This window comes from Hansschlegelia sp. KR7-227, assembly GCF_049446035.1.
GTDB lineage: Bacteria > Pseudomonadota > Alphaproteobacteria > Rhizobiales > Methylopilaceae > Methylopila.
Genome location: NZ_JBMSEA010000004.1, coordinates 66846 through 92280, shown reverse-complemented (window position 1 = coordinate 92280; position 25435 = coordinate 66846). Strand labels below are relative to the sequence as shown.

20 protein-coding genes and 1 pseudogene are annotated in these 25435 nt (G+C 68.1%); 9 read left to right on the top strand and 12 right to left on the bottom strand.

Annotation, left to right across the window (positions count from 1 at the left end; all coding sequences use genetic code 11):
• Positions 1–26: 26 nt before the first annotated feature.
• Positions 27–908 (top strand): transporter, encoded by an 882-nt coding sequence (locus tag ACO2RJ_RS19875; RefSeq protein WP_423269915.1) that lies wholly within the window; start codon positions 27–29, stop codon positions 906–908.
• A 111-nt stretch (positions 909–1019) separates the two neighbouring features.
• Positions 1020–1259, top strand: coding sequence for a helix-turn-helix transcriptional regulator (locus ACO2RJ_RS19870; RefSeq protein WP_423269914.1), 240 nt, complete (start codon positions 1020–1022; stop codon positions 1257–1259).
• Between the two features lie 31 nt (positions 1260–1290).
• Here ACO2RJ_RS19870 and ACO2RJ_RS19865 read toward each other — a convergent pair whose 3' ends face one another.
• The 3 genes from ACO2RJ_RS19865 to ACO2RJ_RS19855 are packed head-to-tail and all read right to left on the bottom strand — an operon-like array spanning position 1291 to position 5158.
• The gene (locus tag ACO2RJ_RS19865; RefSeq protein ID WP_423269913.1) at positions 1291–2559 is read right to left on the bottom strand and encodes an ABC transporter substrate-binding protein; all 1269 of its coding nucleotides are present in this window, start codon (positions 2557–2559) and stop codon (positions 1291–1293) included.
• Positions 2556–4442, bottom strand: coding sequence for an ATP-binding protein (locus ACO2RJ_RS19860; protein WP_423269912.1), 1887 nt, complete (start codon positions 4440–4442; stop codon positions 2556–2558). The genes ACO2RJ_RS19865 and ACO2RJ_RS19860 overlap by 4 nt, the downstream gene beginning before the upstream one ends.
• Positions 4443–4498: 56 nt before the next feature.
• The gene (locus ACO2RJ_RS19855) at positions 4499–5158 is read right to left on the bottom strand and encodes a response regulator (protein WP_423269911.1); all 660 of its coding nucleotides are present in this window, start codon (positions 5156–5158) and stop codon (positions 4499–4501) included.
• A 405-nt stretch (positions 5159–5563) separates the two neighbouring features.
• On the opposite strand from ACO2RJ_RS19855, the gene dsbD reads away from it, so the two are divergent.
• A complete protein-coding gene (dsbD, locus tag ACO2RJ_RS19850; RefSeq protein ID WP_423269910.1) occupies positions 5564–7384 on the top strand; it encodes a protein-disulfide reductase DsbD in 1821 nt (606 codons plus the stop codon).
• Positions 7385–7664: 280 nt separating this feature from the next.
• Here dsbD and gcvA read toward each other — a convergent pair whose 3' ends face one another.
• Positions 7665–8552, bottom strand: a complete 888-nt coding sequence (gene gcvA / locus ACO2RJ_RS19845; RefSeq protein ID WP_423269909.1) for a transcriptional regulator GcvA — start codon at positions 8550–8552, stop codon at positions 7665–7667.
• 99 nt (positions 8553–8651) lie between these two features.
• On the opposite strand from gcvA, the gene ACO2RJ_RS19840 reads away from it, so the two are divergent.
• Both ACO2RJ_RS19840 and ACO2RJ_RS19835 read left to right on the top strand, forming a co-directional pair.
• Positions 8652–9833, top strand: coding sequence for an MFS transporter (locus tag ACO2RJ_RS19840; RefSeq protein ID WP_423269908.1), 1182 nt, complete (start codon positions 8652–8654; stop codon positions 9831–9833).
• Between the two features lie 35 nt (positions 9834–9868).
• Positions 9869–10630 (top strand): SDR family oxidoreductase, encoded by a 762-nt coding sequence (locus ACO2RJ_RS19835; RefSeq protein ID WP_423269907.1) that lies wholly within the window; start codon positions 9869–9871, stop codon positions 10628–10630.
• 156 nt (positions 10631–10786) lie between these two features.
• On the opposite strand, the gene ACO2RJ_RS19830 is transcribed toward ACO2RJ_RS19835, so the two are convergent.
• Together ACO2RJ_RS19830 and ACO2RJ_RS19825 are read right to left on the bottom strand one after the other, a co-directional pair.
• Positions 10787–11680 carry a helix-turn-helix domain-containing protein gene (locus tag ACO2RJ_RS19830; protein ID WP_423269906.1) on the bottom strand — a complete coding sequence of 298 codons (894 nt, stop codon included), beginning with the start codon at positions 11678–11680 and terminating at the stop codon, positions 10787–10789.
• Positions 11677–12435: an SDR family NAD(P)-dependent oxidoreductase gene (locus ACO2RJ_RS19825; RefSeq protein ID WP_423269905.1), complete on the bottom strand. Its 759-nt coding sequence runs from the start codon at positions 12433–12435 to the stop codon at positions 11677–11679. The genes ACO2RJ_RS19830 and ACO2RJ_RS19825 overlap by 4 nt, the downstream gene beginning before the upstream one ends.
• Before the next feature lie 332 nt (positions 12436–12767).
• On the opposite strand from ACO2RJ_RS19825, the pseudogene ACO2RJ_RS19820 reads away from it, so the two are divergent.
• Positions 12768–13150: pseudogene (locus tag ACO2RJ_RS19820) on the top strand (ester cyclase).
• Positions 13151–13367: 217 nt separating this feature from the next.
• On the opposite strand, the gene ACO2RJ_RS19815 reads toward ACO2RJ_RS19820, so the two are convergent.
• A complete protein-coding gene (locus tag ACO2RJ_RS19815; RefSeq protein ID WP_423269904.1) occupies positions 13368–14111 on the bottom strand; it encodes an SDR family NAD(P)-dependent oxidoreductase in 744 nt (247 codons plus the stop codon).
• 129 nt (positions 14112–14240) lie between these two features.
• On the opposite strand from ACO2RJ_RS19815, the gene ACO2RJ_RS19810 reads away from it, so the two are divergent.
• On the top strand, positions 14241–14831 hold the full coding sequence (locus ACO2RJ_RS19810; RefSeq protein WP_423269903.1) for a TetR/AcrR family transcriptional regulator: 591 nt from the start codon (positions 14241–14243) through the stop codon (positions 14829–14831).
• 85 nt (positions 14832–14916) lie between these two features.
• On the opposite strand, the gene ACO2RJ_RS19805 is transcribed toward ACO2RJ_RS19810, so the two are convergent.
• Positions 14917–15819 (bottom strand): SDR family oxidoreductase, encoded by a 903-nt coding sequence (locus tag ACO2RJ_RS19805; protein WP_423269902.1) that lies wholly within the window; start codon positions 15817–15819, stop codon positions 14917–14919.
• 81 nt (positions 15820–15900) lie between these two features.
• On the opposite strand from ACO2RJ_RS19805, the gene ACO2RJ_RS19800 reads away from it, so the two are divergent.
• Positions 15901–16749 (top strand): helix-turn-helix transcriptional regulator, encoded by an 849-nt coding sequence (locus ACO2RJ_RS19800; protein WP_423269901.1) that lies wholly within the window; start codon positions 15901–15903, stop codon positions 16747–16749.
• Positions 16750–17072: 323 nt separating this feature from the next.
• The gene (locus ACO2RJ_RS19795) at positions 17073–19256 is read left to right on the top strand and encodes a sensor domain-containing diguanylate cyclase (RefSeq protein ID WP_423269900.1); all 2184 of its coding nucleotides are present in this window, start codon (positions 17073–17075) and stop codon (positions 19254–19256) included.
• A gap of 76 nt (positions 19257–19332) precedes the next feature.
• Here ACO2RJ_RS19795 and ACO2RJ_RS19790 read toward each other — a convergent pair whose 3' ends face one another.
• The 4 genes from ACO2RJ_RS19790 to ACO2RJ_RS19775 form a co-directional block, all read right to left on the bottom strand.
• A complete protein-coding gene (locus ACO2RJ_RS19790) occupies positions 19333–20643 on the bottom strand; it encodes an amidohydrolase family protein (RefSeq protein ID WP_423269899.1) in 1311 nt (436 codons plus the stop codon).
• 128 nt (positions 20644–20771) lie between these two features.
• Positions 20772–22187 carry a purine-cytosine permease family protein gene (locus ACO2RJ_RS19785; RefSeq protein WP_423269898.1) on the bottom strand — a complete coding sequence of 472 codons (1416 nt, stop codon included), beginning with the start codon at positions 22185–22187 and terminating at the stop codon, positions 20772–20774.
• A gap of 91 nt (positions 22188–22278) precedes the next feature.
• Complete coding sequence (locus tag ACO2RJ_RS19780; RefSeq protein WP_423269897.1) at positions 22279–23754, bottom strand: aldehyde dehydrogenase family protein; 1476 nt, start codon at positions 23752–23754, stop codon at positions 22279–22281.
• A complete protein-coding gene (locus ACO2RJ_RS19775; RefSeq protein ID WP_423269896.1) occupies positions 23751–25364 on the bottom strand; it encodes a GMC family oxidoreductase in 1614 nt (537 codons plus the stop codon). Before ACO2RJ_RS19775 ends, ACO2RJ_RS19780 begins: the two co-directional genes overlap by 4 nt.
• Positions 25365–25435: the final 71 nt, after the last annotated feature.

The following is a 25435-nucleotide window of genomic DNA, read 5'->3' as shown; positions in this document are numbered from 1 at the left end:
CACATGCGAAATCAGGGGACAATGAGATGACTAAGATGACAAGCTTGGCGCGGGGCAAGCTGCGCAGGTTCACCGCGGGCATGCTGGCCGCCGGAGGCGCTTCGCTCGCAGGAGCGGCCGCGCCGACCGACGCGATGGCGGCGGGCTCGACGACCCCAGGGTTCACGTCGGGTCTCGCGATCTACGCGAAATTCCCGGAAGGTCTCTACTACATCAACCAGACGGATTCGAGCTTCCGCGACGTCGGCGGCGTCGACGCGCGCGTCAACGCGAACATTCTGTTCTTCTATTACCAGAGCCCGCTCGAAGTGGCTGGCGGGGCCATCTCGTTCGTCGTGGCGCCGACGCTGGTCGACGTCTCAATCGAGGGAGCGCAGCACGATTTCGGCCTCTACAACACCTATCTCGCCGCCCAGATCAGCTGGCCGATCACCGACGGTCTTCGCTTCGGCTACCGTATCGGCGGTTACGTGCCGCAGGACGACTCGACGTCGCTCGACTACGGCACCATCGAGCAGCGCGCCGGCTTCACCTACCTCAAGGACGGGTGGCAGGCGACCGCCAACTTCATGTACGGCAACCCGGTCGGCGATCACTCCAGCCTCGCTCCCGATTACTTCGTCGGCGACTTCTCGATCACCAAAGCGATCGGCAAATGGGGACTCGGCCCCGTCGCGCATATGTCGAGGGACCTGACGAGCCCCGGATCGAGCTACCGGAAGCAGAGCCAGTTCGCGCTCGGCGGACTGGTCTCTTACGACTTCGGCGGCGCGACTTTGCAGGTGAAGCTGACCAAGGACGTCGCCCAGAAGAATTACGGCGGCAAGGAGACCGCCTTTTGGACCAACCTGATCGTCCCGCTCTGGACTCCGGAAGCGGCGGTCGCGCCGCTGGTCGCGAAGTACTGAGCAAGACCGCGGACGGTCGGCGGCGAGGTTCACGCCTCGCCGCCGTCAGGCGCCGATCATGAAGAAGGCGCCGCCCCCGGCCGGCCTTCGAGACCCCAGGAGCCGTCGCCTATGCTGAGCGGAAGATGGTGCCGGGCGAGCCGCGCCGTTCTCGGCTGGACGCAGGACGATCTCGCGGCCCGGGCGCGCGTCTCGAAGGGCACGATCGTCGCCTTCGAGAAGGAAGACCGCTTCCCGACCGTCTGCACCATCAGGCAGGTCCAGCAAACCTTCGAGGACAGCGGCATCGCCTATCAGGTGGTGGGCGCCGTCGTCGTCGGCATGCAGATCCGGATCCGGACCTGGGCCTGAAGGGTGCGAGCGCATCGTCCTGCCGCTGTTCTCACGGCGGCGGCAGGATGTCCGGCGCCGCCGGCGCGGTCTCCGCGGCGCGTGAGGCGCGATGCCAGGGCGGCAGTTGGAAGCGGCCGGTGTTGTACGGAACCGGAGCGATCACGACTTGCTCCTTGCGGTAATCCTGCACCTGGTAGAACAGATGCGGCATGCCGCGAGAGGGATCCCGCGTCGCGTCTGGGTAGGGGACCGCCGCCTGCCACTGCGGATGATAATGGATCGTGCCGAGCACGCTTCGGTAGGTGAGCGCCTTTAGCCGCTGCGCGACCTTGCGGTTCTGCGTGAACTCGTAAGGAGCCCCGGTGCCGCCCGCGACGCCTGCCGCAAGCGCGTAATGATGCATGGCGCTGTAGGAGAGGGCGCCGACCTCCGGCGTCGCGGTCGCGCCGAAGCGCTCGCGGTAGCGCTTGCTGTAGGCGCGGCCGTCGTCGTCGTGCACCAGCCCCACCACCGTGCCGATGATGACGCCCTCGGCGTCCTCGCCGGCCACCTCCGTGAAGGTCTGATGCATGCCGCCATACTGTAGGTACACGAGGCAGTTCATCGGCTTCTTCATAAACTGCCGCTGAAAATGCGCGATGTCGCTTGCGTAGAAATGCGTGTTGGCGAGGATCGCCGGCCGCGTCTCGCGGGCGCGGTCGAGCGCCGACTGCCAGTCGGTCGTCGGCGTCCTCACGATCTCCGGTCCGAACACCACCGACCAGCCGAAATCGGCCGCCGAGGACCGCATCGCGTTCGCCGTGACGATGCTGTAGGGCCGCGATCCTGAGATGATCGCAAGCCGGTTCGACTCCGGTCGCCACTGCCCGGAGTCCCTCAGCCATGAGATGAACTTTATGAAGCCCTGCCCGTACCAGTATTCCGCCGGGTCGCTCATGAAGCAGCCGAAGTAGCGGTCGGGATCGCCCATAACCGTATCGTGGTGCTGCAGCAGCGTGTTGTGGTGCACGTAAATGATGCCGGCGTCGGCGATCGCCTCGTATTCCGCGTTCTGCGCGCCGATGTTGTAGCCGTTGACGATGGCGTGGACGCCGCGTCGGCTGATGAGCTCGCGTGCGGCGGCGGTGACCATTTCAGCGCTCTGGTCGCCGGTGTCGACGAAAAAGGGCCGTACCGGACGGCCGAGGATGCCGCCGAGCGCGTTGATCTCCTCGATCGCGAACTGCAGGCCGTTGCGGAATTCGCGACCATCCGCGGAGGATGCGCCGGTCAGCGGGACCATGCTGCCGATCGGGATGAACTCAGCGTCCTGCGTCATGCTTCGTCCATCTTGATCGGCTCACGCCGCTGCTCGAAAAGAAGATGATGCATCGCCGAGCGCAGCCGGGCGGGATTGATCGGCTTGATCAGCACCGGCAAGCCTTCCGCCCGGATGCGCGCGATCAGCGTCGGATCGGTGTCCGCGGTCGCGACGATGCCGGGCAGGTCCTGCCCGAAGATGCGGCGCAGGTCGGCCATCACCTCCGTTCCCGCGCGGCCGTTCGGCAGGCGGTAGTCGACCAGCACCAGGTCCGGGCGCGGCTCCGCTCCATCGGCGAACCGCGACAGAGCCGTCTCGCCGTCGCTCGATTCCGTGACCTTGACGCCCCAGCGGTCGAGCATCAGGCACACCGTGCGCCGCAACAGTTCGTTGTCCTCGATCACCAGCACCTTCACGTCGAGGAATTCGCCGCCGATGCGCTCGGAGATCTCGGGTTCGCCGAGATCGCTCTGCCACACATTGCCGACGGGGACGGAAACCGAGAACATCGAGCCTCGGCCGACCGTCGAGCGGACGTCGATGTCGTGCTCCAGCAGCTCGGCCAGCCGGTAGGCGATGTTGAGCCCAAGGCCGAGGCCCCGCTGGCGGTGGCTGGGCTGGTTCGCGACCTGGTGGAATTCCTCGAAGATCAGCGCCAACTGATCGTCGGCGATCCCGCAGCCGGTGTCCCAGACCTGAATCTCGAGGTTTGATCCGCGGCGGCGCGCTCCGACGAGGATGGCGCCGGTTTCGGTGAAGCGGATGGCGTTCGCGATGAAGTTGCTGAGGATGCGCTCCAGCAACACGCGGTCGGACGTGATCGTCACGTGGCTTGGCGCGACGCGGAGCGTGAGCCCCTTCGCTTCCGCCTGGGGGCCGAATTCGATCTTCAGCCGCTCCAGCACCTGGGCGGTCTGGAAATGCACGATCCGGGTCGCGATGCGGCCGGCGTCGAGCTGACCGATCTGGAGCAGCGAGCCGAGGATTTCGTCCATTATGCCGACGGTGACGTCCATCGAATGGAGGAGGTCGCGCCGCTTCGCCTCCTCGACGACGTCGAAGCTGCTGTAGATAAGGATTTTCAGCGTCGCAAGCGGCTGGCGGAGGTCGTGATTGGCCGCGCGCAGGAAGCGACTTTTCTTCATGTTGGCGGTCTCGGCGACTTCTTTCGCCAACCTGAGCGCGCGCTCGCCGCCCTTCTGTGAGGAAATGTCCTGAATGCGCAGGATCGCCCCTTCGGCGAAATGCACCGGCGTGACCTCAAGCCAGCGCCCGTCGACGAGCGCATGCTCGCGCGCCCGGTCGTTGCGCACATCCTCGAGCGTGCTCTCAATCCAGCTCCGCCGGCTTCCGTCGATGACGATCTCACCAGACCGGGCGACGGCCGTGATCAGCGTCCTTACCGACATGCCGGGCCTGACAAGCGTGGCGAGAGCAGAATGCAGGCCGCCGAAGGCGCGGTTCACCAGGACCAGCCTGTCGTCGATGTCCCAGCAGGTCAGGCCGACATCCAGATGCTCGGCGATGCGATGGCGCCAGATGTCGAGAGCATTGTCCTGCCTCGCCCAGAGCTCGCCCGAGATGTCCCGTACCGTTCCGAGGATGCGGGCGACGCGCCCGAATTTGTTGAATTCCGGCTGCGCGGAGTCGCGGACGCGAAGCGACTGGCCCTGTTCGCATCGGCAGACGAGATCCATCTGCGAGGCGTTGCCAGCGAGCAGCTTGGCGAGGTGGGCCTGCGCCTGCGCGGTCTGGCCGCCGGGGGGCGCGCCCGCAAGGAGAGCCCGCAGAGGAACCGGGCAGGCGCCCGAGATCGAACCGACGACCCAATCGACTGTTACGCCGCCGTCAGTGTCTACGGAGAACGCGTAGGCGACGCAGTTAAGCGTCTCGCAAAGCAATGCGACGTCTGTACCGGGACCATTCGCCGACGGCGGGGCGGACAGCCGCTCGGCGATCAAGTCGCGCTTCGCGTGGCGGGTATGGACGGGGGCCTGTAGTCCGCGAGTTCGGAGCGCTCCTTCACTTTCAGCTTGAGGCTCATATTGCGGAGATGCACCCGCACCGTGTTCGGGCTCAGGCCGAGCTCGTCGGCGATTTCGATGTTCGAACGCCCGCGCCCGACAAGTTCGAGCACCTGATCCTCACGGGCTGTCAGGGCGGTCGCCTTCGGCTTCAGCTCCTTCGTGGGCTCCATGGGAAGCGCGCTTCGCATGCGGCCGCCCTGCAAGATATCGCGCGGGAAATAAACATCGCCGTTTAGGACCAGCGTCAACGCACGGAGTAGCTCGGCGCCTTCCGCGCTCTTGGGGATATACCCAATCACGCCTTCGGAGATCGCCCGGAGGACGTGGTCGCGGTCCTCATGCACGGATATGACAGCTATCGGTATGTCAGGGTAATTGGCTCGTAAGGTTCGAAGGCCTTCCAGCTCCGAAAGACCTGGCATTACAAGGTCAATAAACATCAGGTCGATATCTGGATTATCGCGCAGAATATCCAACGCTTCCTGGAAGCTTGCTGCGTCAACAGGCTCAAAGGAACCCTGTAATCTCTCGATGGCGTGTTTGAGAGACGCGCGGATCATCCAGTGATCGTCAGCGATCAATACCTTCATCTTATGCCCGTCGCTGCCTTGACCTTCACGCGTCAGCTCTTTCGCGCTTCCAGCCACGCGACCTAAACGCCGAGTCGCCGAGCGTTATCCCGACCGTTTCGTTCTAAACGATTGCCGGCGTCTAAGCACCATGCTTGGCCGGTTTTCTCCGTCCGGATGAGAAAACGACGTAACAGGCCGCGCCATGGCTTTTGGCCGCGTGAAGCACGGTTTGACGCCCAGGACGAGGCGCGCGTCTGAAGAGATCGTCGCGAAGCCCGCCCGCGACGACGGCCGCCGCCGGGGCGACGCTCGAGCCCAGCGCATGGGGCGCTCGCGAGGCGCGACGCCGAAGAGCCTATCCGGTTTAAGGTCCCCATAAGCTTCGAGATCGACACGCGGCGCTCGTCATTCGAGGAGCCCGAAATGCGTTTCGAACGTCTCGTCGCATTCGTCACGTTTGCAGTTTGCGTGTTCGCTTCGCCCTTGGTCCTGGCGCAGTCGCCGGAGCCCGCGCCGGCCGAAGAGGCGATGGCGCTGAAAGCGAGCCGCGCCGCGGATGGGGCGATCGACCTTGCCTGGATCATCGCGCCGGGCGTCTATCTGTACCGCGACAAGATAGCGGCGGCGTCAGGCGGACGGCCTGTCCCCGTCGGCACGCCGCCTGCGAAGCGTAAGGACGATCCGACCTTCGGCTCCGTCGAGATCTATGACGCGACCTTCTCCGCGAAGGTCGAAGCCCGGCACGTCGATCCGTCCGCGCCGCTCGACGTCAGCTACCAGGGCTGCGCGGCGCGCGGCGTCTGCTACCCGCCGATCACCAAGCATATAAACCTCGCCGACATTCCCGAGACAGGAGCCGAGACCTCCGCTGACTTCGGACGGGCTGACGCCGCCGTCGGTCATCAGGACCGCGTCGCGGACAAGACTTCGGCGTCGCCCACAGTCCCGTCGTCTTCGACCACTCTCGCGCCCGATCTCGAGGGCGACATCGCGATCGTGCTGGCGACGTTCTTCGGACTTGGCCTGCTGCTCGCGCTCACGCCCTGCGTCTATCCGATGATCCCGATCCTCGTCGGCGTCCTCGCGCGTTCGGGCGAGGCGCTCTCGCCACGAAGGGGGCTCGCGCTCTCGCTTTCCTACGTGCTGGCGATGGCGACCGCTTACGGCGCTCTGGGCGTCGTCGCCGCATGGTCAGGACAGAACCTCCAGACCGCGCTGCAGACGCCCGTCGCGCTCACCCTGGCGAGCATCGTCTTCGTCGTGCTCGCGCTGTCGATGTTCGGCCTGGTCCAGCTGCAGGCGCCGTCAGCGATCGCGTCGCGGGTCGCTCCGCTCACATCGCGTGCGCGGGGCTCGGCCTTCGGGGCGGCGGCGCTTGGCTTCGTCTCGGCGCTGATCGTCGGCCCCTGCGTGACGCCGCCGCTCGCCGCAGCGCTCGTCTATGTCGCCCAGACCGGCGATGTCGTGCGCGGGTCTGCGGCGCTTTTCGCTTTAGGGCTCGGCATGGGAGCGCCGCTGGTCGCCGTCGGCGTCTTCGGGGCCAGGATCCTACCGAAATCCGGACGATGGCTGGAGGGGATCAAGCACGGCTTCGGCGTGGTCTTTCTGGGGATCGCGATCTTGCTCATTGGACGGGTCGCGCCGCCCGCCGCCACTCTGGCGCTCTGGGCGCTGTTCGCCATCGGCGTCGGCGTGTTTCTCGGCGCGCTCGACGCATCGGGACGAGACGGCTCCGTATGGCGGCGACTTTCGAAGGCGGCGGGCGTCGCCGCGATTTTCTATGGCGCGGCGCTTGTCGCCGGCGCCGCGTCCGGCGCCGACGACGCGCTGCGCCCTCTGTCGCGCCTGGCGATGGCCCCGGCGCCGTCCGAAGCGCGCACGCCGGAGGCGACCGTCGACAGCGCCGCGGGGCTGGCGGCCGCCCTGCGGGCCGCGCGCGCGTCCGGCCGCCCGAGCCTCGTCATGTTCACCGCCAGCTGGTGCGTCGCCTGCGCCGAGAACGAAACCGCGATGAGCGCGAGCGGAACGCTTCAGGAGAGACTGCGAGACTTCTCGGTGATCAAGGTCGACGTCACCGGCAATGACTTGAAGGCCAAGACCGTCATGAAGGACCATAGAGTCTTCGGCCCGCCTACGATCCTGTTTTACGACCGCAGGGGCGCGGAGCTTTCCAATCTGCGCTCGAGCGGCGCGGTCAACCTCCCGCAGTTCGAAGAAAAACTGAGGCAGACCCAAGCGACCTAGCCGGGCCGGCACGTCCGGCCAGGCTTCGGAAAGCCACACCCTGCGCCGGCGAAGGCGGCGCAGGCCCTTCTGCGGCTGGTCGACGCGGACGAGCCGCCGGTCCGTCTCTTCCTCGGCGAGGACGGACGCCGCTGGGCCTCGTCGAAGGAAAGCTCGGATGGCCGCGGAGATCGCCGCCTGGAAAGTCCTCTCCCTCTCCACCAGCTTCGCCCGCTGAACGAGGCGGGGCCCGCGCCGGGCGGAGCTGCGGTCGAGCGTCGATCGTCGCCCGGCGTCCGTTTCACGGACTCTGCGCAACTTTCCTGAGCCAGCCGCAAAACGAGCGAACCGCGGGGTCGTCGGCCTGGGCGTCCGGCACATAGGCGTAGTAGCTCCGCGCGGGAAGCGCGGGGCCCTCGAAGGGGTAGACCAGACGACCGGCCTTCACGTCGTCGGCCACGAGCGCCGTCGGCCCCATGGCGACGCCGACGCCGTCGAGCGCCGCCTGCAGCGTCAGGTAGAAGTGCTCGAGCGTCACGGTGCTCGCCGGCGTCAGGTCGGGGACGCGCGCCGCCACGAGCCATTGCGACCACACGCCCGGCAACGTCGCCGCGTGCAGGAGGGTGTGTCGACCAAGGTCCCGCGGCGTCGCGAGAGGCAGGCTCTCCAGCAGCGCGGGACTGCAGACCGGAATGCGCGTCTCGCCGAGGAACCGCTCCGCGACGTGACCCGGAACCGGATCGGGACCGCCGCGGATCGCGATGTCGTAGACGTCTCTGACGTCCTTGAGCGGCGCGTTCGACGTCGTCAGCCGGACCTCGATCCCCGGATGAGCCCGGTGGAAGGAGGACAGCCGCGGGATCAGCCAACGCAGCGTGAAGGTCGCGATGGCGTTCACCTGGAGCACGCGACTCTCCCGCCGCTCGAACTGGCGGGCCGTGGCGGCCGCGATCCGGTCGAACGCCGCGCCGATCTCGGCGACATAGGCGACGCCGCCATCCGTCAGCGTGACCCGCCGGTTGCCGCGGTCGAACAGCGGCTGCCCGAACCATTCCTCGAGCGCGCGAACCTGTCTGCTGATCGCGCCGTGGGTGAGATGAAGCTCGCTCGCCGCACGCGTGAAGCTTTGATGCCGACCGGCGGCTTCGAACACGCGCAGAGCGTTCAGGGGCGGCAGGCGGCGGCTCATTCGCGTCAGCTTTCCTCACAGGTCGCGTCAGGATAAGTCGTTTGTGACGCGGCGTACGAAAGCGCAACCTGTGATGAAACCTCATCGTCAAAAGCGCTCATGTCCGTTCCGCTTCCGCCACGCCGCCGGCTCGCCGAGCCGAAGGGCGCCAACCGCACGCTTGCGGTCGCCGGTCTCGTTCACGCCCTGCATGACGGCTACACGGACCTGATCTACGTGCTCCTGCCGATCTGGCAGTCCGAATTCGGCTTGAGCTACAGCCTGCTCGCGCTTCTTCGCGGCCTTTACGCGGGATCGATGGCGGCGCTGCAGGTTCCGTCCGGGCGTCTCGCCGAGCGGGTCGGCGCGCGAACGCTGCTCGCCTGCGGCACCCTCCTCGCCGCGCTCGGCTACGCCTTCGCCGGGCTGTCAGGCGGAGCCTTGGGACTGTGCGCGAGCCTGGCCTTGTCGGGCGCCGGATCGAGCGTCCAACACCCGATCGCCTCGGCCGCCGTATCCCGCGCCTTCGGCGACAGAGCGCGCGGCCCGATCGGGACCTACAATTTCTCCGGAGATCTGGGCAAGGCGGCGCTGCCGGGCCTGACGTCGTTGCTCGTCACCCTCATGCCCTGGCGGCACGCGCTTTGGCTGATCGCGGCGATCGGCCTCGCCGCCGCCGCCGCGGTGGCTCTCATGCCCCGTGTTCGCAGGGGCGAAGCGAAGTCCATTGAACGCCCGATCCCCGAAGCGGGCAGGGGCGGCTTTCCGATGCTTTGCGCCATTGGCGCGCTCGATACGGCGGCGCGGATGGGCTTCCTGACGTTTCTGCCGTTCATGCTGCAATCGAGAGGAGCGACCCTGCCGACCGTCGGGGCGGCGTTCGCCGCCGTGTTCGTCGGCGGCGCGTTCGGCAAGTTCGCCTGCGGCTGGCTCGGGGCGCGCCTCGGCGTCGTGCGAACCGTGCTTCTGACCGAGGGCGTCACCGTCGCCCTGATCGTCACGGCGATGGCGCTGCCGCTGGCGCCGGCGCTGATCCTGCTCCCGGCCGTGGGGGTCGCGCTGAACGGGACGTCGTCCGTGCTCTACGGAACGGTCCCTGAACTCGCGCCCGCGGCGCGCGTCGAAAGCGCGTTCGCGGTGTTCTACACCGGGGTGATCGGCGCAGGCGCGCTGGCGCCGGTGCTCTACGGCCTCATCGGCGATTTCGGCGGCTGGGCCTGGGGGATGACCGCCGCCGCCGCGACGGCGCTCCTCACGCTGCCGCTTGTGCTGCTTCTCTCTCCACTTCTGTCGAGGCGGTGAGATCGCCGCCCTGCTCCCACAAGAAGGCTCGCTCAATGGTTGCTTCCGCGCAGGCGCCGCTCATTCTGATAACGGGTGGAGGTCGTGGCGTCGGCGCGGCGACCGCGCGGCTCGCCGCCACGCAAGGCTACGATGTCGCGATCAGCTTCGTCGCCGACGAATCCGCCGCCCTTGCGGTGGCGGCTGACATAGACGCTGTCGGGCGGCGGGCTTTGGCTATGCGCGCAGACAGCGCGGATCCCGAGCAGGTCGTTCGACTCTTCGCCGCGATCGACCGGACCTTCGGCCGGATCGACGCGCTGGTGAACAACGCCGCGATACTCGCGCGGCAGTCCCGGCTGGAGGACCTCGAATTCGAGCGGATGCGGCGCATCTTCGCAGTCAACGCGATCGGGCCCATCCTCTGCGCGCAGCAGGCGGCGAAGCGCATGTCGTATCGTCACGGCGGCCGCGGCGGCTCCGTGATCAACGTCTCGTCGGCCGCGGCCCGGCTCGGCAGTCCGGGCGAATATATCGACTACGCCGCGTCGAAGGGGGCCGTCGAGACGTTCACGACCGGCTTCGCCAAGGAGGTCGCGCGGGATGGAATACGCGTCAACTGCGTTCGCCCTGGGCACATCTACACCGACATGCATGCGAGCGGCGGAGAGCCGGGACGGGTGGATCGCGTCAAGGACTCGATCCCCCTGGGGAGAGGCGGTCAGCCTGAAGAGGTCGCGCGGGCGATCCTGTGGCTGGCGAGCGCCGAGGCGTCCTTCGTCACCGGCGCGTTCCTCGACGTGACCGGCGGCAAATGAGCGACGGGGCGCCGGGGGGCCCTCCCCTCGCTTCCGCCGAAAGCCGACGACGCGACGGTGACCGAACCGAACTCAGATTGCGGAGCGCTCCCCGTCAGCGCATAACATATTGCTTCTAAAGTAGCTTTAACCATCGCGAGAAGCTTCAGGATCCAGTCAGGCGCGATAGGTCGACGGCGTGGTCCCGGTGGCTCGGCGGAAGGCTTGGGCGAAGTGGCTCGGGCTCGTGTAGCCCACCGCCAGGCCGACCTCGATCACCGATCGATCCGTCTCGCGCAGCAGGCGCTGCGCTTCCGCGACGCGCAATCCGACGAAGTAGCGCTGCGGCGAGCAACCTGTCGAGCGGCTGAACATCCGGCTGAAATGGAAGGGGCTCATGCCAGCGATCGAGGCCAGCTCGGCCAGCGAGAACGGCCGGGCGATGCGGTCTCGCATGTGCTGGACGACCGCCCGCAGCCGGAACGCGGGCAGGACGCCCCGGCGGCGCAGGCGGGAGCCGGATTCGGCGAAGGCGCGGAGCACGCACACCGCGAGCGCCTGGCCTATGCCCTGAAGGAGCATCGGCGCGGGGACGCTAGCGCCCATGATCTCCCGGTGGATCACCTCGAGCAGAGCCGAGACGGAGTCGTCGCGAGCTCCCGACGCTTCGCGCAGCGCCGGCCGTTGCGCCCGGCCGAACAGCGCGCCCGCCGCAGCCTCGATCAAGGGCACGCCCAGATGGACGTGCAGCGCCTCGAAAGAGGCGCCAGCCACTCGCCATCGCAGCTCATAGGGTTGGTCCGAGTCCACCACGAACAGGTCGCCCTTGCGGACCTCGACCGCGCGCCACTCGGCGTCCAGGTCGCGCTCCTCGATCCGGGCCTCGCCGGCGGCGATCCAGACCAGCAGCGGTTCGGCGACCGCCGGCACGATGAACGGTCCGTCAACCGCTCGGTGCGCGAAGAGTTCGACCAGCAGGCCGCCTGGGCCCGTGTCAGCCCGCCCCAGAATCTCGCCCGGGACATGGCGGAGCAGCGAACGCGCCTTGAAGGGCCGGAGGTCGGCGCTCATCCCACGGGAACGCTCATTCCGCCATCGGCCATCACCACGGCGCCGACCATGAAGCTCGCTCGCTCGGACGCGAGAAAGGCGACGATCTCAGCGATCTCGCGTGGATCCGCCGCGCGGCCGATCGGCGCCTTGCCGCCGTGCTCGGCCAAGAAGGCGCGACCGTCTTCGCGGAAATGATCGAGGATGTTGGTGACGACGTCGCCGACGCCGATGGCGTTGGCGCGGATGCCGTGTGGGATCGCCTCCAGCGCCTGGGTGCGGGTCAACTGCGCCAGCGCGCCTTTGGAGGCCGCGTAAGCGGAAATGCCGGGAAACGCGAAGAACGAGGCGTAGGACGCGATGTTCACGATCGCTCCCGAGCGACGGCCCATCATCGCCTTCTGGGCCTCGCGGGAATGCAGAAACGCCCCGGTGACGTTGGTCTGCATTTGCCAGTCCCACTCCTCGCGGCTGAGTTCGATGAGCTCCTTGTAAAGGATCCGCCCGGCATTGTTGACCAGGATGTCCAAGGCGCCGAACCGTTCCTCCGCCAGCGTCACCGCGGCCTCTGCGGAACCGTCGACGGTGATGTCGGCGACCAGCGGCGCGACGCCGTCGCAGGCGAGGTCCTGGACGGTCGGATTGACGTCCTCGGCCACGACCTTGGCGCCGCGTTCGCGCAGCAGTTCGACGACGGCGCGGCCGATGCCGCTCGCGGCGCCCGTCACGATCGCGACCTTGCCCGCGACCTCTTTGATGACCGTGTCGTTTGTCATGTCGTTCTCGTCGGAGCCGGGGAAAGATTCGCGGCCGTCGCCGGCTCCTCCGCTAGACGGCCGCGATGGGCCGCCTTGATAAGGGTCCGATCTCCCGCTCGTCGCTCGACGGCTTGCGCCCGCTGTCGCGATCTTGCGCACAAAGGCGCGGTCGGGCAGGCGCGGCCGCGGCGTCACGGCCTCCATCGCATCGACATTCCGGCCGGCTCAACGCCATGTCCCCGCCCGATCCCGCGCCCGCGCCCATGGCGCGACGGTCGGCGGCGTTCCGTCAGTCGCTCGGCCTTCGTAAGCTCCGGCGCTCCTTCACAGGAATCCCCCTCGTGCCCGCCATGCCCCTGTCTGACGTCTACCGCGCCCATATCGACGTGCTGAACCGCCAGGATTGGGCGGAGCTCGGCCGTTATGTCGACGATGACGTCGAGCACAACGGCCGGCCGCTCAAGCTGTCCGGCTACCGCGACATGCTCGTGAAAAGCTTCGAGGACATCCCCGATCTTCGCTCGACATTCAGCTCCTGGTCTGCGACGGGGCGGCTGTGGCGGCCCGCCTGCTGTTCGAATGCGCTCCGAAGGCGGAGTTCCTGGGTTTGAGCGTAGACGGGCGCGCGATCTCGTTCGCGGAGAACGTCTTCTACGAGTTCAAGGCGGCGAGGATCGCGCGAGTCTGGTCCATCCTCGACAAAGCCGCCATCGAGGCTCAGCTCTCGAGGTGATCGGCGTCGGCGGCCACCGGCGCCGCGGGCGGACGTTGGCGCGGGGCGGAGGTCGGCGCGCGCACGCCTGACACGCACCGCATGGCTGGAGCGCGCTCAAATACAGGAGCCGGCTATAAATTAAGGTTGCCGATCCTGCAAAGCGAGCGCGGCCGCGCTCCCGCCGGTTCGCAAGCTAGAGTTCCCGTCCGCTCCGCGAGCCTTGCACCGCGCCCGCTCAAACCTGCGCGAGGCCGCCGTCGACGAACAGCTCCGCGCCGTTCACGAAGCTCGAGGCGTCGGAGGCGAGGAAGACCGCGACCTTGCCGGTCTCGTCGGGATCGCCGATGCGTCCGAGCGGGACCTGCGAGGTGAGATAATCGAGCAGCCCCTCCGCCTGGTCCGCGACCCCGCGCAGAGCCGGCGTGTCGATCGGCCCGGGGCTCAGGACGTTGACGCGGATGTTCCGGCCCTTGAGATCGAGGATCCAGCTCCGCACGAAGTTGCGGATCGCAGCCTTCGTCCCGCTGTAGACGCTGAAGGCCTCGGTTCCCATGATCGAGGTCGTGGAGCCTGTGACGATGATCGAGCCCCCCTTCTCCATGAGCGGCAACGCCTTCTGCACCGTGAACAGAACGCCCTTCACGTTGATCGCAAAGGTGCTGTCGAAATGCTCCTCGGTGATCTCGCCGAGCTTGGCGAGGCTGCCCCCGCCCGCATTCGCGACCAGCACGTCGATGCGGCCGTGCCTCTTTCCGACCTCCTCGTAGAGCGCGTCGAGATCGGTGAGGACGGAGACGTCGGCGCGCACCGCCGAGGCCTTGGGGCCGATCTCGGCGACCGCGGCGTCCAGTTCGGCCTGGCGCCGGCCGGTGATGACCACCGACGCGCCTTCCGCGACGAAGCGCTTGGCGATGCCGAGGCCGATGCCTGTGCTGCCTCCGGTCACGACCGCGATCTTGCCTGCGAGAGAATTCGACATGGGATGTCCTTTGCCTGTTCGAGCTCGGGGAGCGGTATATTTCGTACCGATCGTTATTATACCGATCGATACGGTTTGCGGTCGAGGCTGTCAAGCGTATGGTAACGGGCGTTATCGAAAGCAGGATCGATGGGCCGCCACCGCGAATTCGACACGGAGAAGGCGCTTGACGCCGTGGTCGCCGTGTTCTGGGCGAAGGGCTATGAGGGAGCCTCCTATGCCGACCTGACGGCCGCCACGGGCGTCGCGCGGCCGGGCCTCTACGCGGCGTTCGGCAACAAGGAGGACATGTTTCTCAAGGCGCTCGACCGGTATGACGAGCGCTTCATGGGGTTTTTTCCGCAGGCCTTGCTCGAGGCGCGCTCGGTCGAGGTCGCACGGAAAACTCTGCGAGGGGCCGCGGAGGTCCATACCGGCGCCTGCACGCCGGCAGGCTGCCTCGGGATCAACGGCGCGCTGGCATGTTCGGACGAAGCGGAAGCGATCCGCGCGGGACTGGCTCGCCGCCGGCGCGGCGCCGAGACCCTTCTGGCGGCGCGGTTCGTCCGGGCCCGGGAGGAAGGCGACTTGACGGCCGACGCCGATCCTTTCGCCCTCGCGCGGTTCGTGATGACCGTATCGCAGGGCATGTCGGTTCAGGCGAAGGCCGGAGCGACGCGCGAACAGCTTCTCGAGGTCGCTGAAATGGCGCTCGCCGGGTGGCCCTCGGCGACGCGCTAGGACGACCGCGCCGCCTTGCCAACTGCGCCGCCGAAAGCGGATGGCGGGCTCTCTTCCGGGCCGGCGTCCAGGGCGTGGCGCCGACCTATGCCGCCGCCGCCTGCGAATAGTCCATCCGGTTGAGGTCGGCGATCAGGTCCGGCCCCGACGTCCGCCACCCGAGGCGTTCGCGCGTCTTGGCGCTGGAGGCCGGCATGTCCAGGCCGGCGAACAGCGCGAGCCATCCAAAATGCCCCGGCGCTTCCTCCGGCGAGATAGAGACCGCGGGGATGTTCAGTCCCGCGGCCACCGCTTCCGCGATCTCGCGAAACTGGACGCCCTCTTCGGCGACGGCGTGGTGCCGCGCGCCCGCTCGCCCCTTCTCGAGCGCGAGCACGTAAAGCTTGGCGACGTCGAGCACGCAGGCCGCCGGCCAGCGGGCGCCGCCGTCGCCGACATAGGCTGCGACGCCCTTCTCCCGCGAAAGCTCGATGAACGGCGTGATCAGACCCTGCTTCACCGTATCGTGGACCTTGGGAAGCCTGATCACGGAGACGTCGACGCCCGCGGCGAGCATCGCCTCGCCCGCCAACTCGGACGCGACGCGGGGGTTCGGATGGTCCCTGTTGAACACGTCCTCGGTCGCGGGTTCGCCCAGCCGCGGACTGCCCATGCCCGTTCCGGACGTGATGATCAGCCGGCGGTCGGACCCCTTGAGCGCAGAGCCGAGAGCCTCGATGGCGCGCCTGTCCTTCTCGCAGTTCGCCGCGAAATGCGAGAAGTCGTGGTCGAAGGCCGTGTGGATCACGGCGTCCGCCTTGGCCGCCCCGGCGCGAAGGCTGTCCGTATCCTCGAGCGTTCCGCGGTGGGCCTCCGCGCCCGCCGCCGCCAGCGACCGCGCGCCGGCGTCGGATCGCGTCAGACCGAGCACGCGATGCCCGGCGGCGAGCAGTTCGGGAACAATGCGCGACCCGATGAAGCCGGTCGCGCCTGTCAGGAAGATTCGCATGGAACGGGTCTCCGGTGTTGTCCGGAGCGGACCCTCGGCGCATTCTCTGTCCTGTTAAAGTAGTGACGTTATCCCGGTATAATGACTGACAGGCTAGTGATGTCGATCGACGCCAGCAACGCTCTCGGCGCCTTCCTGCGTGATCGCCGCGTCAAGCTCGACCCCGTCGCGTTCGGGTTCAAGGTCGGTCGTCGCCGCACGCCCGGACTGCGGCGGGAAGAGGTGGCGCAGCGCTCGAACATCAGCCCCACCTGGTACACCTGGCTCGAGCAGGGCCGCGGAGGCGCCCCGTCCGCGGACGTCCTCGATCGCATCGCGACCGGACTGATGCTGACCGAGCCTGAGCGCGAGCACCTCTTCATCCTCGGCCTCGGACGTCCGCCCGAGGCCCGCTACCGGCGCGCCGACGAGGTGACGCCTCGACTGCAGCGCGTTCTCGACGCGATGCCGAACAGTCCAGCCATCATCAAGACCGCGACCTGGGACGTCGTGGCCTGGAACAAGGCGGCGGCGGTCGTGCTGACCGACTACTCCAAGCTTGCTCGGGAGCAGCGCAACATCCTACGCATCATGTTCTCGAACGCGCGCGTGCGGGCGGCGCAGGAGGATTGGCGAAGCGTCGCCCGGTTCGTGGTCGCGGCCTTCCGGGCGGACGCCGCCCGCGCCGGCGCCGGCGCGGAGATCGCGCACCTCGTCGACGAGCTGTCGCGGATCAGCCCCGAATTCGAGGCGCTTTGGCGGGATAACGACGTCGCCGGCCAGAGCGAGGGTTTGAAGCGCATCCGGCATCCGGAACTCGGGCTGATCGAGCTGGAATTCTCCAACTTCGCGGTCGATGGCCGACCGGAGCTCGGGTTGCTCGTCTACAATCCCGCCAGCGCCGAAACGGCGGAGCGGATAAAGGCGCTCGTCGCCGCTTCGACGCCGTGATGGCGGCGACGTCTATCGCGGCGCGGCGAGCAGGACCTCGTCGCAGGCGTCGCGGGAGGCGATCGAACCGCTTCGCCGTCGGGGGGACCGCCGGCGCGCCGATGTTGCTTGGGCGTGACGACCCCGGCGACCGCCCGCAAGTCATCGGGCGTCCGCCTCGAGTTCGGCGACGGCGAACGGCGACGGTCCTGCGATAACGTTGCCGCAAGGATGGGCGCCGCAGGGTGCCGAATCCACCAGGGGGTTCCCCGCAGACGGCGCCGGGGCGTCAAAAGTGAAAAGACGTCATGATCCAAGGCCCTTGGGAAGATCCAAGATACGCGATGGCGACCTTTCTGAACGACCAGCTCGACTTCATCTTCTTTTTCTACGGGTTGGCCTTCCTGCTCCTGGGCGCCACCTGCTGGGCGATCGCCAGACGGCGCACGGATGAGCGCTCGTGGACCATGCTCGCGACGTTCGGGCTGATCCATGGCGTGACCGAGTGGCTCGATCTCAGCGCGCTGATCCTCGGCGACACGCCGGTCTATTCGGCTGTCCGCATCAGCGTGATGACCGCGTCGTTCGTGTTCCTCGCCGGGTTCGGCAGGATGCAGATGGCGGATCGCAGCTGGGTTCCCGGCCGGTGGATCTATCTGCCGATCCTTGGCCTCATCGCCTTGATCGCGCACTTTGTCGGCCTGACCGAGGCCGGCATCGCGTCGCGCTACACGCTGGGCTTCTTCGGGGCTCTCGGCGCGGGCCTCGCGCTCCTGAGCCGGGCGCGCCGCCTCTCGGCATCGGCCCAATCCTACGCCCGCGTCGCCGCGCTGGGCCTCGCCCTCTACGCCGTCGCGGCGGGGCTCATCGTGCCGGCGGCCCCGTTCTGGCCGGCGAACGTCGTCAATTACGCCGCCTTCACGGGACTGACGGGCGTTCCGATCCAGTTCGTCCGCGGCCTGCTCGCCTGCTGGATCGCGCTCGCGGTGTGGGCCATCTGGGGACAGCAGCTCGCGTCCGAAGTCTCCTCGCAAAGCTTTTCGGCCTATCTGCGCAAGCAGTTCCTCTGGACCGCCGGGATGATGTTCCTGATCCTGCTTTGCGGCTGGGCGCTGACGGAGCGGCTGGGCGAAATCTACCGCCACAATGTGGAGATCGAAGCCGCCGGCGACATCGATCTGCTCGCGAGCCGCTTCGCCGGCGAACTCCACACCGCCGACGCGCTGGCGAGGACCATGGCCGGGAGCCCCTCGACCGGCGAGGCGCTGGAGCGGCGAGAGGGTCCCGCGCTGGCCCGGGCGCGCGCCTTGCTGGACCTGCACGTGGAGGCCGGCGGCGCTGAGGGCGGCTACCTCCTCGACGCGAACGGCGCCGTCGTCGCGGCCGCCGGCGAACTCGCCCTCCGGCCGCCGGCGGACCTGCTCGCAGCGGCGCGCGAGGCCGGCGCGGGCGGTTCGGCCGGCTTCATCTTCGATCCGGCCACGCGCGCGACCGTCTACCACACCAGTCGCGCGGTCGCCGGCGCGGACGGCCGCCCGGTCGGCGCGGCGGCGCTGGTCGTGTCGGTCGAGGCCTTCGCGAAGGACCTCGAGGGCCTCAACCGGCCCTATTATTTCGTCGATCCGCAGGGCGTGGTGGTCATGTCCAACCTGAGCGACTCCCTCTACCGGACCCTTTGGCCGCTCAACCCGGAAGCGCAGGCCGGGCTAAGCGGCCGCTATGGGACCCTCGACGCCCGTCCGATCGCGCGCAGCGAGATCAGGGATTCGGTCTGGACCGAGATCGACGGCGCGCGCGAATACGTCCGCAGACGGTTCATCGCCGGCGCCGACTGGTCGCTCATCATCCTCAAGCCCACGCGCGAGATTTTCGCGACGCGTTTCGTGGGCATCGTCATCACGCTGCTGGTGACCGTCGTCGCGCTCATGTACCTGCTCGGGAGGGAGCGCTGGATGCACGAGGACGCCCAGCGCAGGGCGCAGTCGGAGCTTCAGGATCTCGCCCGCGACCTCAACATCAAGGCGACCACCGACCCCCTGACGGGGCTCTACAACCGCTTGAGGCTGAACGACATCCTGCCCCACGAGATGGCGCGAGCCGACCGCGCCGGGAGCGCGCTGTCGGTCGTCATGTACGACATCGACCACTTCAAGGCGATCAATGACAGCTTCGGCCACGCGACAGGCGACAAGGTGCTCGCCGCCCTGTCCAGGACCGTGGAGGGATCGCTGCGCGCGACCGACCACCTCGTCCGCTGGGGCGGAGAAGAATTTCTCCTCATCCTGCCCGACACCGACGCGGAAGCCGCGCGGCATGTCGCCGAAAAGCTCCGGGAGACGATCGCGGACATGCGCGTCGGGGACATCGGGGTGACGAGCAGCTTCGGGATCGCCGGATATGCGCCCGAAGAGCCGATGGCCGATCTGATCGGGCGCGCCGACAAGGCGCTCTATCGGGCGAAAGCGAACGGCCGCAACCAGGTCGCCGTCGCCTCGCCGCCCCGCAGCCGCCGCGGCGCGCAAGCCTAGGGACCGCGCCGACGTCGCCGCGCTAACATGATCACGGGCGAGGCCATGCCCCGGGCGACCGAGGCGCGCGCGCCCGTCAGAGCGGCGCGCGCTCGTCCCGGAGGGCCGGAGCGTAGGACGCGGGATCGAGCGAGCGGGGGCGACCCTGGAGGTCGAGGGTCGTGATCCGCTGCGGCGTCTCGGCGATCACGCGGCCTCTGCGGACGACGAACAGCCGCGCCGCCTTGAGGCGGATCGCCTCGATGGGATCGCGCGCCTGGAGCACGACGAAATCGGCGTTCGCGCCGACCTCGAGGCCGTAGCCCTCAAGCCCCATGATCCTTGCGGGGATCGCGGTGACCGCGTCGAAGGCGGAGCGCATCGCGTCGCGCCCGGTCATCTGGGCGACGTGGATCGCCATATGGGCGACGTCGAGCATGTCGCCGGAGCCGAGCGCGTACCAGGGGTCCATGACGCAGTCATGCCCGAAGGCGCACGGGATTCCGGCCTCGGCGAGCTCGGGCGCGCGCGTCATGCCGCGCCGCTTCGGATAGGTGTCGTGCCGTCCCTGGATGACGATGTTGATCAGAGGGTTCGCGATCACGGACATGCCGGATTCGGCGATCAGCGGGATCAGCTTCGAGACGTAGTAGTTGTCCATGGAGTGCATGGAGGTGAGATGCGAGCCCGTCACGCGGCCCTGAAGGCCGAGCCGCTGCGTTTCGAAGGCGAGCGTCTCCACGTGGCGTGAGAGCGGATCGTCGGTCTCGTCGCAATGCAGATCGACCCGCAGCCCGCGCGCGGCCGCGAGCTCGCAGAGCGCGCGGACGGAGGCCGCGCCCTGCTCCATCGTGCGCTCGAAATGCGGGATGCCGCCGACGACCTCGACCCCGCGGTCGAGAGCGCGGACAAGGTTCGCCGCGGCGTTGGGCGAGCGGTAATAGCCGTCCTGCGGGAAGGCCACGAGCTGCAGGTCGAGATAGGGGGAGACCCGGCGCTTGACCTCGAGCAGCGCGTCGACCGCGAGCAGCCGGTCGTCGCAGACGTCGACATGCGACCGGATCGCGAGCAGCCCCTGGGAGACCGCAAGGTCGCAATAGCGCAGGGCGCGCTCGACGATCGCCTCGAACGTCAGATGAGGCTTGAGCTCGCCCCAGAGCGCTATTCCTTCGAGGAGCGTGCCGGACTGGTTGAGACGCGGCAGCCCGAGCGAAAGCGTCGCGTCCATGTGGAAATGCGCGTCGACGAAAGGCGGCGCGACGAGACGTCCGGCTGCGTGGATGACGCGCGCGGCCTCGCCGCCGATGTCGCGCTCGATCGCGACGATGCGGCCGTCGCGCACGGCGATGTCGAGGCCGGCGCGCCCGTCGGGAAGCGCCGCGTCGCGAACGAGGAGATCATGCGGCATCGGAACGGCTCATGCGGACGGGGAGACGTGTGCGCGGAACGCGGCGTAGCAGACGTCGCCCGCGGATTCGATCCCTGACGAAAATGAGCCGAGAGCGCCGCGCGGCGCTCCCGGCCCAAGGTTCGGCTTCAGCGCGCCTGGCGGATCGCGGCGGCACCGACGACCGCGGGCTTTCGGCTGAGCGCCAGATAGACGCCGCCGGCCACGAGCGTGCCCGCGAGCCAGCTGAGATCGGCGCCGCCGAGCAGGTTCCGCGAGATCGGCCCCTGGAAGACGGGCAAAAGCCCGTTCTGGCACGACCATCCGGCCACAAGCCCGACCAGGAAGGCGATGATCCCGGGCCAGTTGATGTCGCCATAGGCGCTGGTCTCGGGAGACCGGTAGAGCTCCGCCACGTCCACCCGGCCCTTCCGCTTGACGTAGAAATCCGCCAGCGCGACGCCCGCGAACGGGCTCAGCCACATGATCAGACCGATCATCCAGTGGTCGAAGGCCTGGGCGAAGGACGGCGCGAAGACGAAGTAGAACGTCACGGCGTAGCCCGCGGCGCCGACCAGCAGGGCGAGCACGATGCGGGGCATCCGGATCCCCATGCTGAGCGCGGCGAGCGTGGCCGAATAGACGTTCAGGATGTTGGTCGCGATCGGCCCGTGGAGGACGAGGGCGAGCACGAGCACGGCCATCGGCCCGCCGAACACCGCGCTCACCATCTTGGCGGGGTCGGCGTCCTGCGTGACGCTCGCGATCGTCGCGCCGAGGACGCCGAGCCAGACGACCGGCACGTACATGCCCGCGAAGCTGTACCAGAACACCGAGGCGGACGACGTGCTGCTCGACACGAAACGCGAATAGTCCGAGGCCCAGGTCACCCAGGAGATGCCCCAGCCGATCCCGATCGCGGCCGTCAGCAGGGTCAGCATGGCGAAGCGCTCGGCGGGCGGCAGCGGGCTGGTCAGGTCCCAGTTGACGACCCCGGGCTGCGTCCACGCCGCGACGCTGATCAGCACCATGATCGCGACGGTCGCGGGCACGGTGTATTTCTCGAAGGTCCGGATCGCATAGAACCCGTAGGTGCCGATCCCGATCTGCAGCGCCATGATGATCGTGATGACGATGAGGTTCGGCAGCGCCGTGTCGGGAACGCCGAACTGGCCGAGGATGCCCATCGAGATCTTCACGGGGAAGTAGGTGTTCACCCCGATCCAGCCGAGCGTCATCAGGAAGACGAGCGCGGCCGGCAGATAGGCCCCTCGCCGGCCGAAGGCGGCGCGGCTCAGCACCATCTGGTTCACGCCGGTCTTGTGGCCCATGACGGTGAACGACGCGAAGAGCGCGCAGCCCACGAGATTGCCGAGAACGATGACGGCGATCGTGTCCCAGATGCCGAGCTTCAGGATGATGCCGAGGGCGCCGAGCGCCCAATTGATGGGCGCGATGTTGGCGCCCGCCCAGATCCACATCTGCTGCGGTCCGGTCGAGTCCCGGTCCGCCTCCGGGATCGGCTCGATCGCGTGATCGTCCAGTCGCAGTTCCGTTTTGGCCATGTCGGGTCCCCCGCCGTCTCCAAAGACGCGCCCACGCGCGTCATGCCGAAATCCCTCAGCCGACGCGGACGCCGGCCGGCGCCGTCTTCCCTCAGAAGGGGAATTCCCGCTTGCCGAGCTGGATGGTGATCCACTTCTGCTCGGTCAGCTCCTCCCAGGAGGAGCGGCCGCCCTCGCGCCCGAAGCCGCTGTTCTTCACGCCGCCGAAGGGCACGTGCGGCTCGTCGGTGATGGTGCAGTCGTTGACGTGGACCATGCCGGACTCGAGCCGCATCGAGAGGTCCATCGCTTTCTGCAGATCGTTCGTGATGACCGCGGCGGAGAGGCCGTATTCGGTGTCGTTCGCGATCGCGAGCGCCTCTTCGGAATCCGCGACGCGGATCAGCGAGACCACGGGGCCGAAGCTCTCCTCGTGATAGATGCGCATGTCCGGCGTCACGCCGGTCAGGACTGTCGGCTGGAAGTAGCGGCCCTCGTGCCCGCCGCCGAGCTCGATCACGGCGCCCTTGCCACTGGCGTCTTCGAGCTGCCCGTCGATGAACGCGACCTGGCTGTCGCGGATGAGCGGGCCGATCACGCTCGTCGCCTCGCGCGGATGGCCGACGGGAATGGTCTTCGCCTTGGCGACGAAGCGCTCCTTGAAGGCGTCGAAGATCGGCGCCTCGACCATGATCTTCGAATTCGCCATGCAGACCTGGCCCTGATGCAGGAAGACGCCGAAGGCCGCCGCGTCGACGGCGTAGTCGAGATCGGCGTCCTTCAGCACGATCAGCGGGCTCTTGCCGCCCATCTCCAGCGTGAACCTCTTGAGGTGCTTCGCCGCCTCGACCGCAAGTTTCCGGCCCGTGCGGGTCGAGCCCGTGAAGGTGACGAGCTTCACGCGCGGATCCGCCATGATGAGATCGCCGACTTCGGCCGGAACGCCGGGGACCACGTTCAGCACGCCGGCCGGAAGGCCCGCTTCGTCGAACAGGTCGGCGATCAGCGCGCCGGAGATCGGCGTCTCCTCGGACGGCTTCAGCACGAAGGTGTTGCCGGCCGCGAGCGCGAAGGCGATCTTCTTCATCGACAGCAGGAACGGCGAATTGAACGGCGCGATGCCGGCGACGACGCCGAGCGGTCGGCGCACCGACATGGAGATCTGGCCGGGCTGCGTCACCGGCATGGTCTCGCCCATGACGTGGCGGACGTCGCCGGCCGCGCTCACCAGGCAGTCGGTGACGTAGGAGATCTCCCACAGCGCCTTGTTGAAGACCGAGCCGCATTCGTCGATCAGCATGTCGCGGATCTCGGGCGTGCGGCGCTCGATCACCTCGGCGGTCTTGAGCAGGATCTTCTCGCGCTCGCTCGCGAGCGAGGAGCCCCAGGCCCCGAACGCCTTGTGCGCGGCGTCGATCGCCCGAACAACCTCGTCGCGCCCCGCCTGCTGGGTGCGCGCGAAGATCGCGCCGTCCGCCGGATTGACGCTGTCGGCGACGATGTTGCGCGAGGAGCGCATCCACTCGCCGGCGATGAACAGCTTGTATGTGCGGACGCCGTCGAGCTCGTCGTAGGAGGCGGGGTTCATGCTGCGGCTCCGTGGGGTTGCCGGGACGCGAGATCGGCCGTGGATGCGAGGTCGCGCGCGATGAGATCGGCCGCGCGTTCGCCGATCAGGACGCAGGGCGCCATGGTGTTGCCGCCGGAAACGGCCGGCATGATCGACCCGTCGGCGACCCTGAGGCCTTCGACGCCGTAGACCTTGAGCGCGCCGTCCACGACCGACATCGCGTCACGCCCCATCTTGGCGGTGCAGGTCTGGTGGAAGTAGGTGCCGGCGGCGTTGCGCAGGAAGGCAAGTCTGTCCGGCGCCGACAGAGGGCCCGGCATCAGCTCGCGCTTCACATACGGCCTCAGCGCCTCGGAATGACCGATCTCGCGGCAGATCTCGATGCAGCGGAGCAGCGCGCGGACGTCCGCCTCCTCGCTCAGGAAATTGGCGTGGACGCGCACCGGATCCTCCGGCCGCCCGCCGGTGAGCGCGACGCGGCCGCGGCTCTTCGGCCGGATCAGCCCAGGCGCGAGCGTGAAGCAGAGGGACGGATCGACCGGCAAGTCGTAGGCCGGCCGCGTGATCTCGGAGCCGAACGCGCATTCCTCCAGGATCGGCTGGAGGTCAGGCGACGGCAGCGAAGCCTCGGACTTGCAGAAGATGGTGAACTCCGCCGAGTTGTTCCGCGGAGCGGCCGGCTCGCGATTTTCGAAGACGCAGCCGGCGACGAGGATATGGTCCTGAAAGTTTCGCCCGACGCCCCGGAGATGCTGGACGACGGGCAAACCGAAAGCCCGAAGCGTGGCGGCGTCGCCGATCCCGGACAGCATCAGCGTCTTCGGCGTGTTGATGGCGCCGAGCGAGAGCACGACTTCGTGGCGCGCCCGGACGTGGCGGACGGCGCCGTGCGTCTCGAATTCGACGGCGGTCGCGCGGCCGTTCTCGATCACGACGCGCCTGACCGACACGCCTGTCAGCACGGTCAGGTTCGGCTGGCCGAGCTTCGGCCGGAGGTAGGCCGTCGCGGTCGACACGCGCGCGCCGTTCGGGTCCACAGTGACGTTCGCGATAGCGCAGCAGCCGTCGCCGGCCATCGCCTCCGCGTTGTGGTCGGCGACCGCGGGCGCGCCGAAGGCCGAGGTCGCGGCGAGCAGCCCGTCGACCACCGGTACCGGGTCCGTGGGCAGCGTGACGCGCATCGGGCCGCCGCGCCCGCGCAGCGGCGAAGGCGGGCCGTCCCAATCCTCGATGCGCCGGTAGAGGTCGACCGCGGCGTCGTAGCCCCAGCCGGGGTCGCCGGTCTCCGCCTCCCAGAGGTCGAAATCGGCCTTGTGGCCGCGCGCCCAGACCAGGCCGTTGACGGCGGAGCCGCCGCCGAGCACGCGGCCCATCGGCAGGGGCGCCCGCCGGCCGTTGAGGCCAGGACAGGGCTCCGACGCGAAGCCCCAGTCCCGTTCGGAGCCGATGTTGCGCATCCAGATCGTGGGATCGCGGACCTCGGGAACGTCGCCCGTCCCGCCCGCCTCGAGAAGAAGCACGCGCAGGTCCGGATCGGCGGCCAAGCGGCCAGCGACGACGCAACCGGCCGAGCCGCCGCCGCACACGATGACGTCGTAGTCTTCCTGAACGCGCTCAGGGATGCACATTCCGAACCTTCAGGCGGAGGGCGAATAGGCAGTATGCTTCGCATTCCGCGCTTCAAGTTTCGTGCCAGAGC

What these genes read in the sequence shown, in the direction of transcription:
- ACO2RJ_RS19875 (WP_423269915.1), top strand. Translation starts at nt 27, where the DNA reads ATGACTAAGATGACAAGCTTGGCGCGGGGCAAGCTGCGCAGGTTCACC.
- ACO2RJ_RS19870 (WP_423269914.1), top strand. Translation starts at nt 1,020, where the DNA reads ATGCTGAGCGGAAGATGGTGCCGGGCGAGCCGCGCCGTTCTCGGCTGG.
- ACO2RJ_RS19865 (WP_423269913.1), bottom strand. Translation starts at nt 2,559, where the DNA reads ATGACGCAGGACGCTGAGTTCATCCCGATCGGCAGCATGGTCCCGCTG.
- ACO2RJ_RS19855 (WP_423269911.1), bottom strand. Translation starts at nt 5,158, where the DNA reads ATGAAGGTATTGATCGCTGACGATCACTGGATGATCCGCGCGTCTCTC.
- dsbD (WP_423269910.1), top strand. Translation starts at nt 5,564, where the DNA reads ATGCGTTTCGAACGTCTCGTCGCATTCGTCACGTTTGCAGTTTGCGTG.
- gcvA (WP_423269909.1), bottom strand. Translation starts at nt 8,552, where the DNA reads ATGAGCCGCCGCCTGCCGCCCCTGAACGCTCTGCGCGTGTTCGAAGCC.
- ACO2RJ_RS19840 (WP_423269908.1), top strand. Translation starts at nt 8,652, where the DNA reads ATGTCCGTTCCGCTTCCGCCACGCCGCCGGCTCGCCGAGCCGAAGGGC.
- ACO2RJ_RS19835 (WP_423269907.1), top strand. Translation starts at nt 9,869, where the DNA reads ATGGTTGCTTCCGCGCAGGCGCCGCTCATTCTGATAACGGGTGGAGGT.
- ACO2RJ_RS19830 (WP_423269906.1), bottom strand. Translation starts at nt 11,680, where the DNA reads ATGAGCGCCGACCTCCGGCCCTTCAAGGCGCGTTCGCTGCTCCGCCAT.
- ACO2RJ_RS19825 (WP_423269905.1), bottom strand. Translation starts at nt 12,435, where the DNA reads ATGACAAACGACACGGTCATCAAAGAGGTCGCGGGCAAGGTCGCGATC.
- ACO2RJ_RS19815 (WP_423269904.1), bottom strand. Translation starts at nt 14,111, where the DNA reads ATGTCGAATTCTCTCGCAGGCAAGATCGCGGTCGTGACCGGAGGCAGC.
- ACO2RJ_RS19810 (WP_423269903.1), top strand. Translation starts at nt 14,241, where the DNA reads ATGGGCCGCCACCGCGAATTCGACACGGAGAAGGCGCTTGACGCCGTG.
- ACO2RJ_RS19805 (WP_423269902.1), bottom strand. Translation starts at nt 15,819, where the DNA reads ATGCGAATCTTCCTGACAGGCGCGACCGGCTTCATCGGGTCGCGCATT.
- ACO2RJ_RS19800 (WP_423269901.1), top strand. Translation starts at nt 15,901, where the DNA reads ATGACTGACAGGCTAGTGATGTCGATCGACGCCAGCAACGCTCTCGGC.
- ACO2RJ_RS19795 (WP_423269900.1), top strand. Translation starts at nt 17,073, where the DNA reads ATGGCGACCTTTCTGAACGACCAGCTCGACTTCATCTTCTTTTTCTAC.
- ACO2RJ_RS19790 (WP_423269899.1), bottom strand. Translation starts at nt 20,643, where the DNA reads ATGCCGCATGATCTCCTCGTTCGCGACGCGGCGCTTCCCGACGGGCGC.
- ACO2RJ_RS19785 (WP_423269898.1), bottom strand. Translation starts at nt 22,187, where the DNA reads ATGGCCAAAACGGAACTGCGACTGGACGATCACGCGATCGAGCCGATC.
- ACO2RJ_RS19780 (WP_423269897.1), bottom strand. Translation starts at nt 23,754, where the DNA reads ATGAACCCCGCCTCCTACGACGAGCTCGACGGCGTCCGCACATACAAG.
- ACO2RJ_RS19775 (WP_423269896.1), bottom strand. Translation starts at nt 25,364, where the DNA reads ATGTGCATCCCTGAGCGCGTTCAGGAAGACTACGACGTCATCGTGTGC.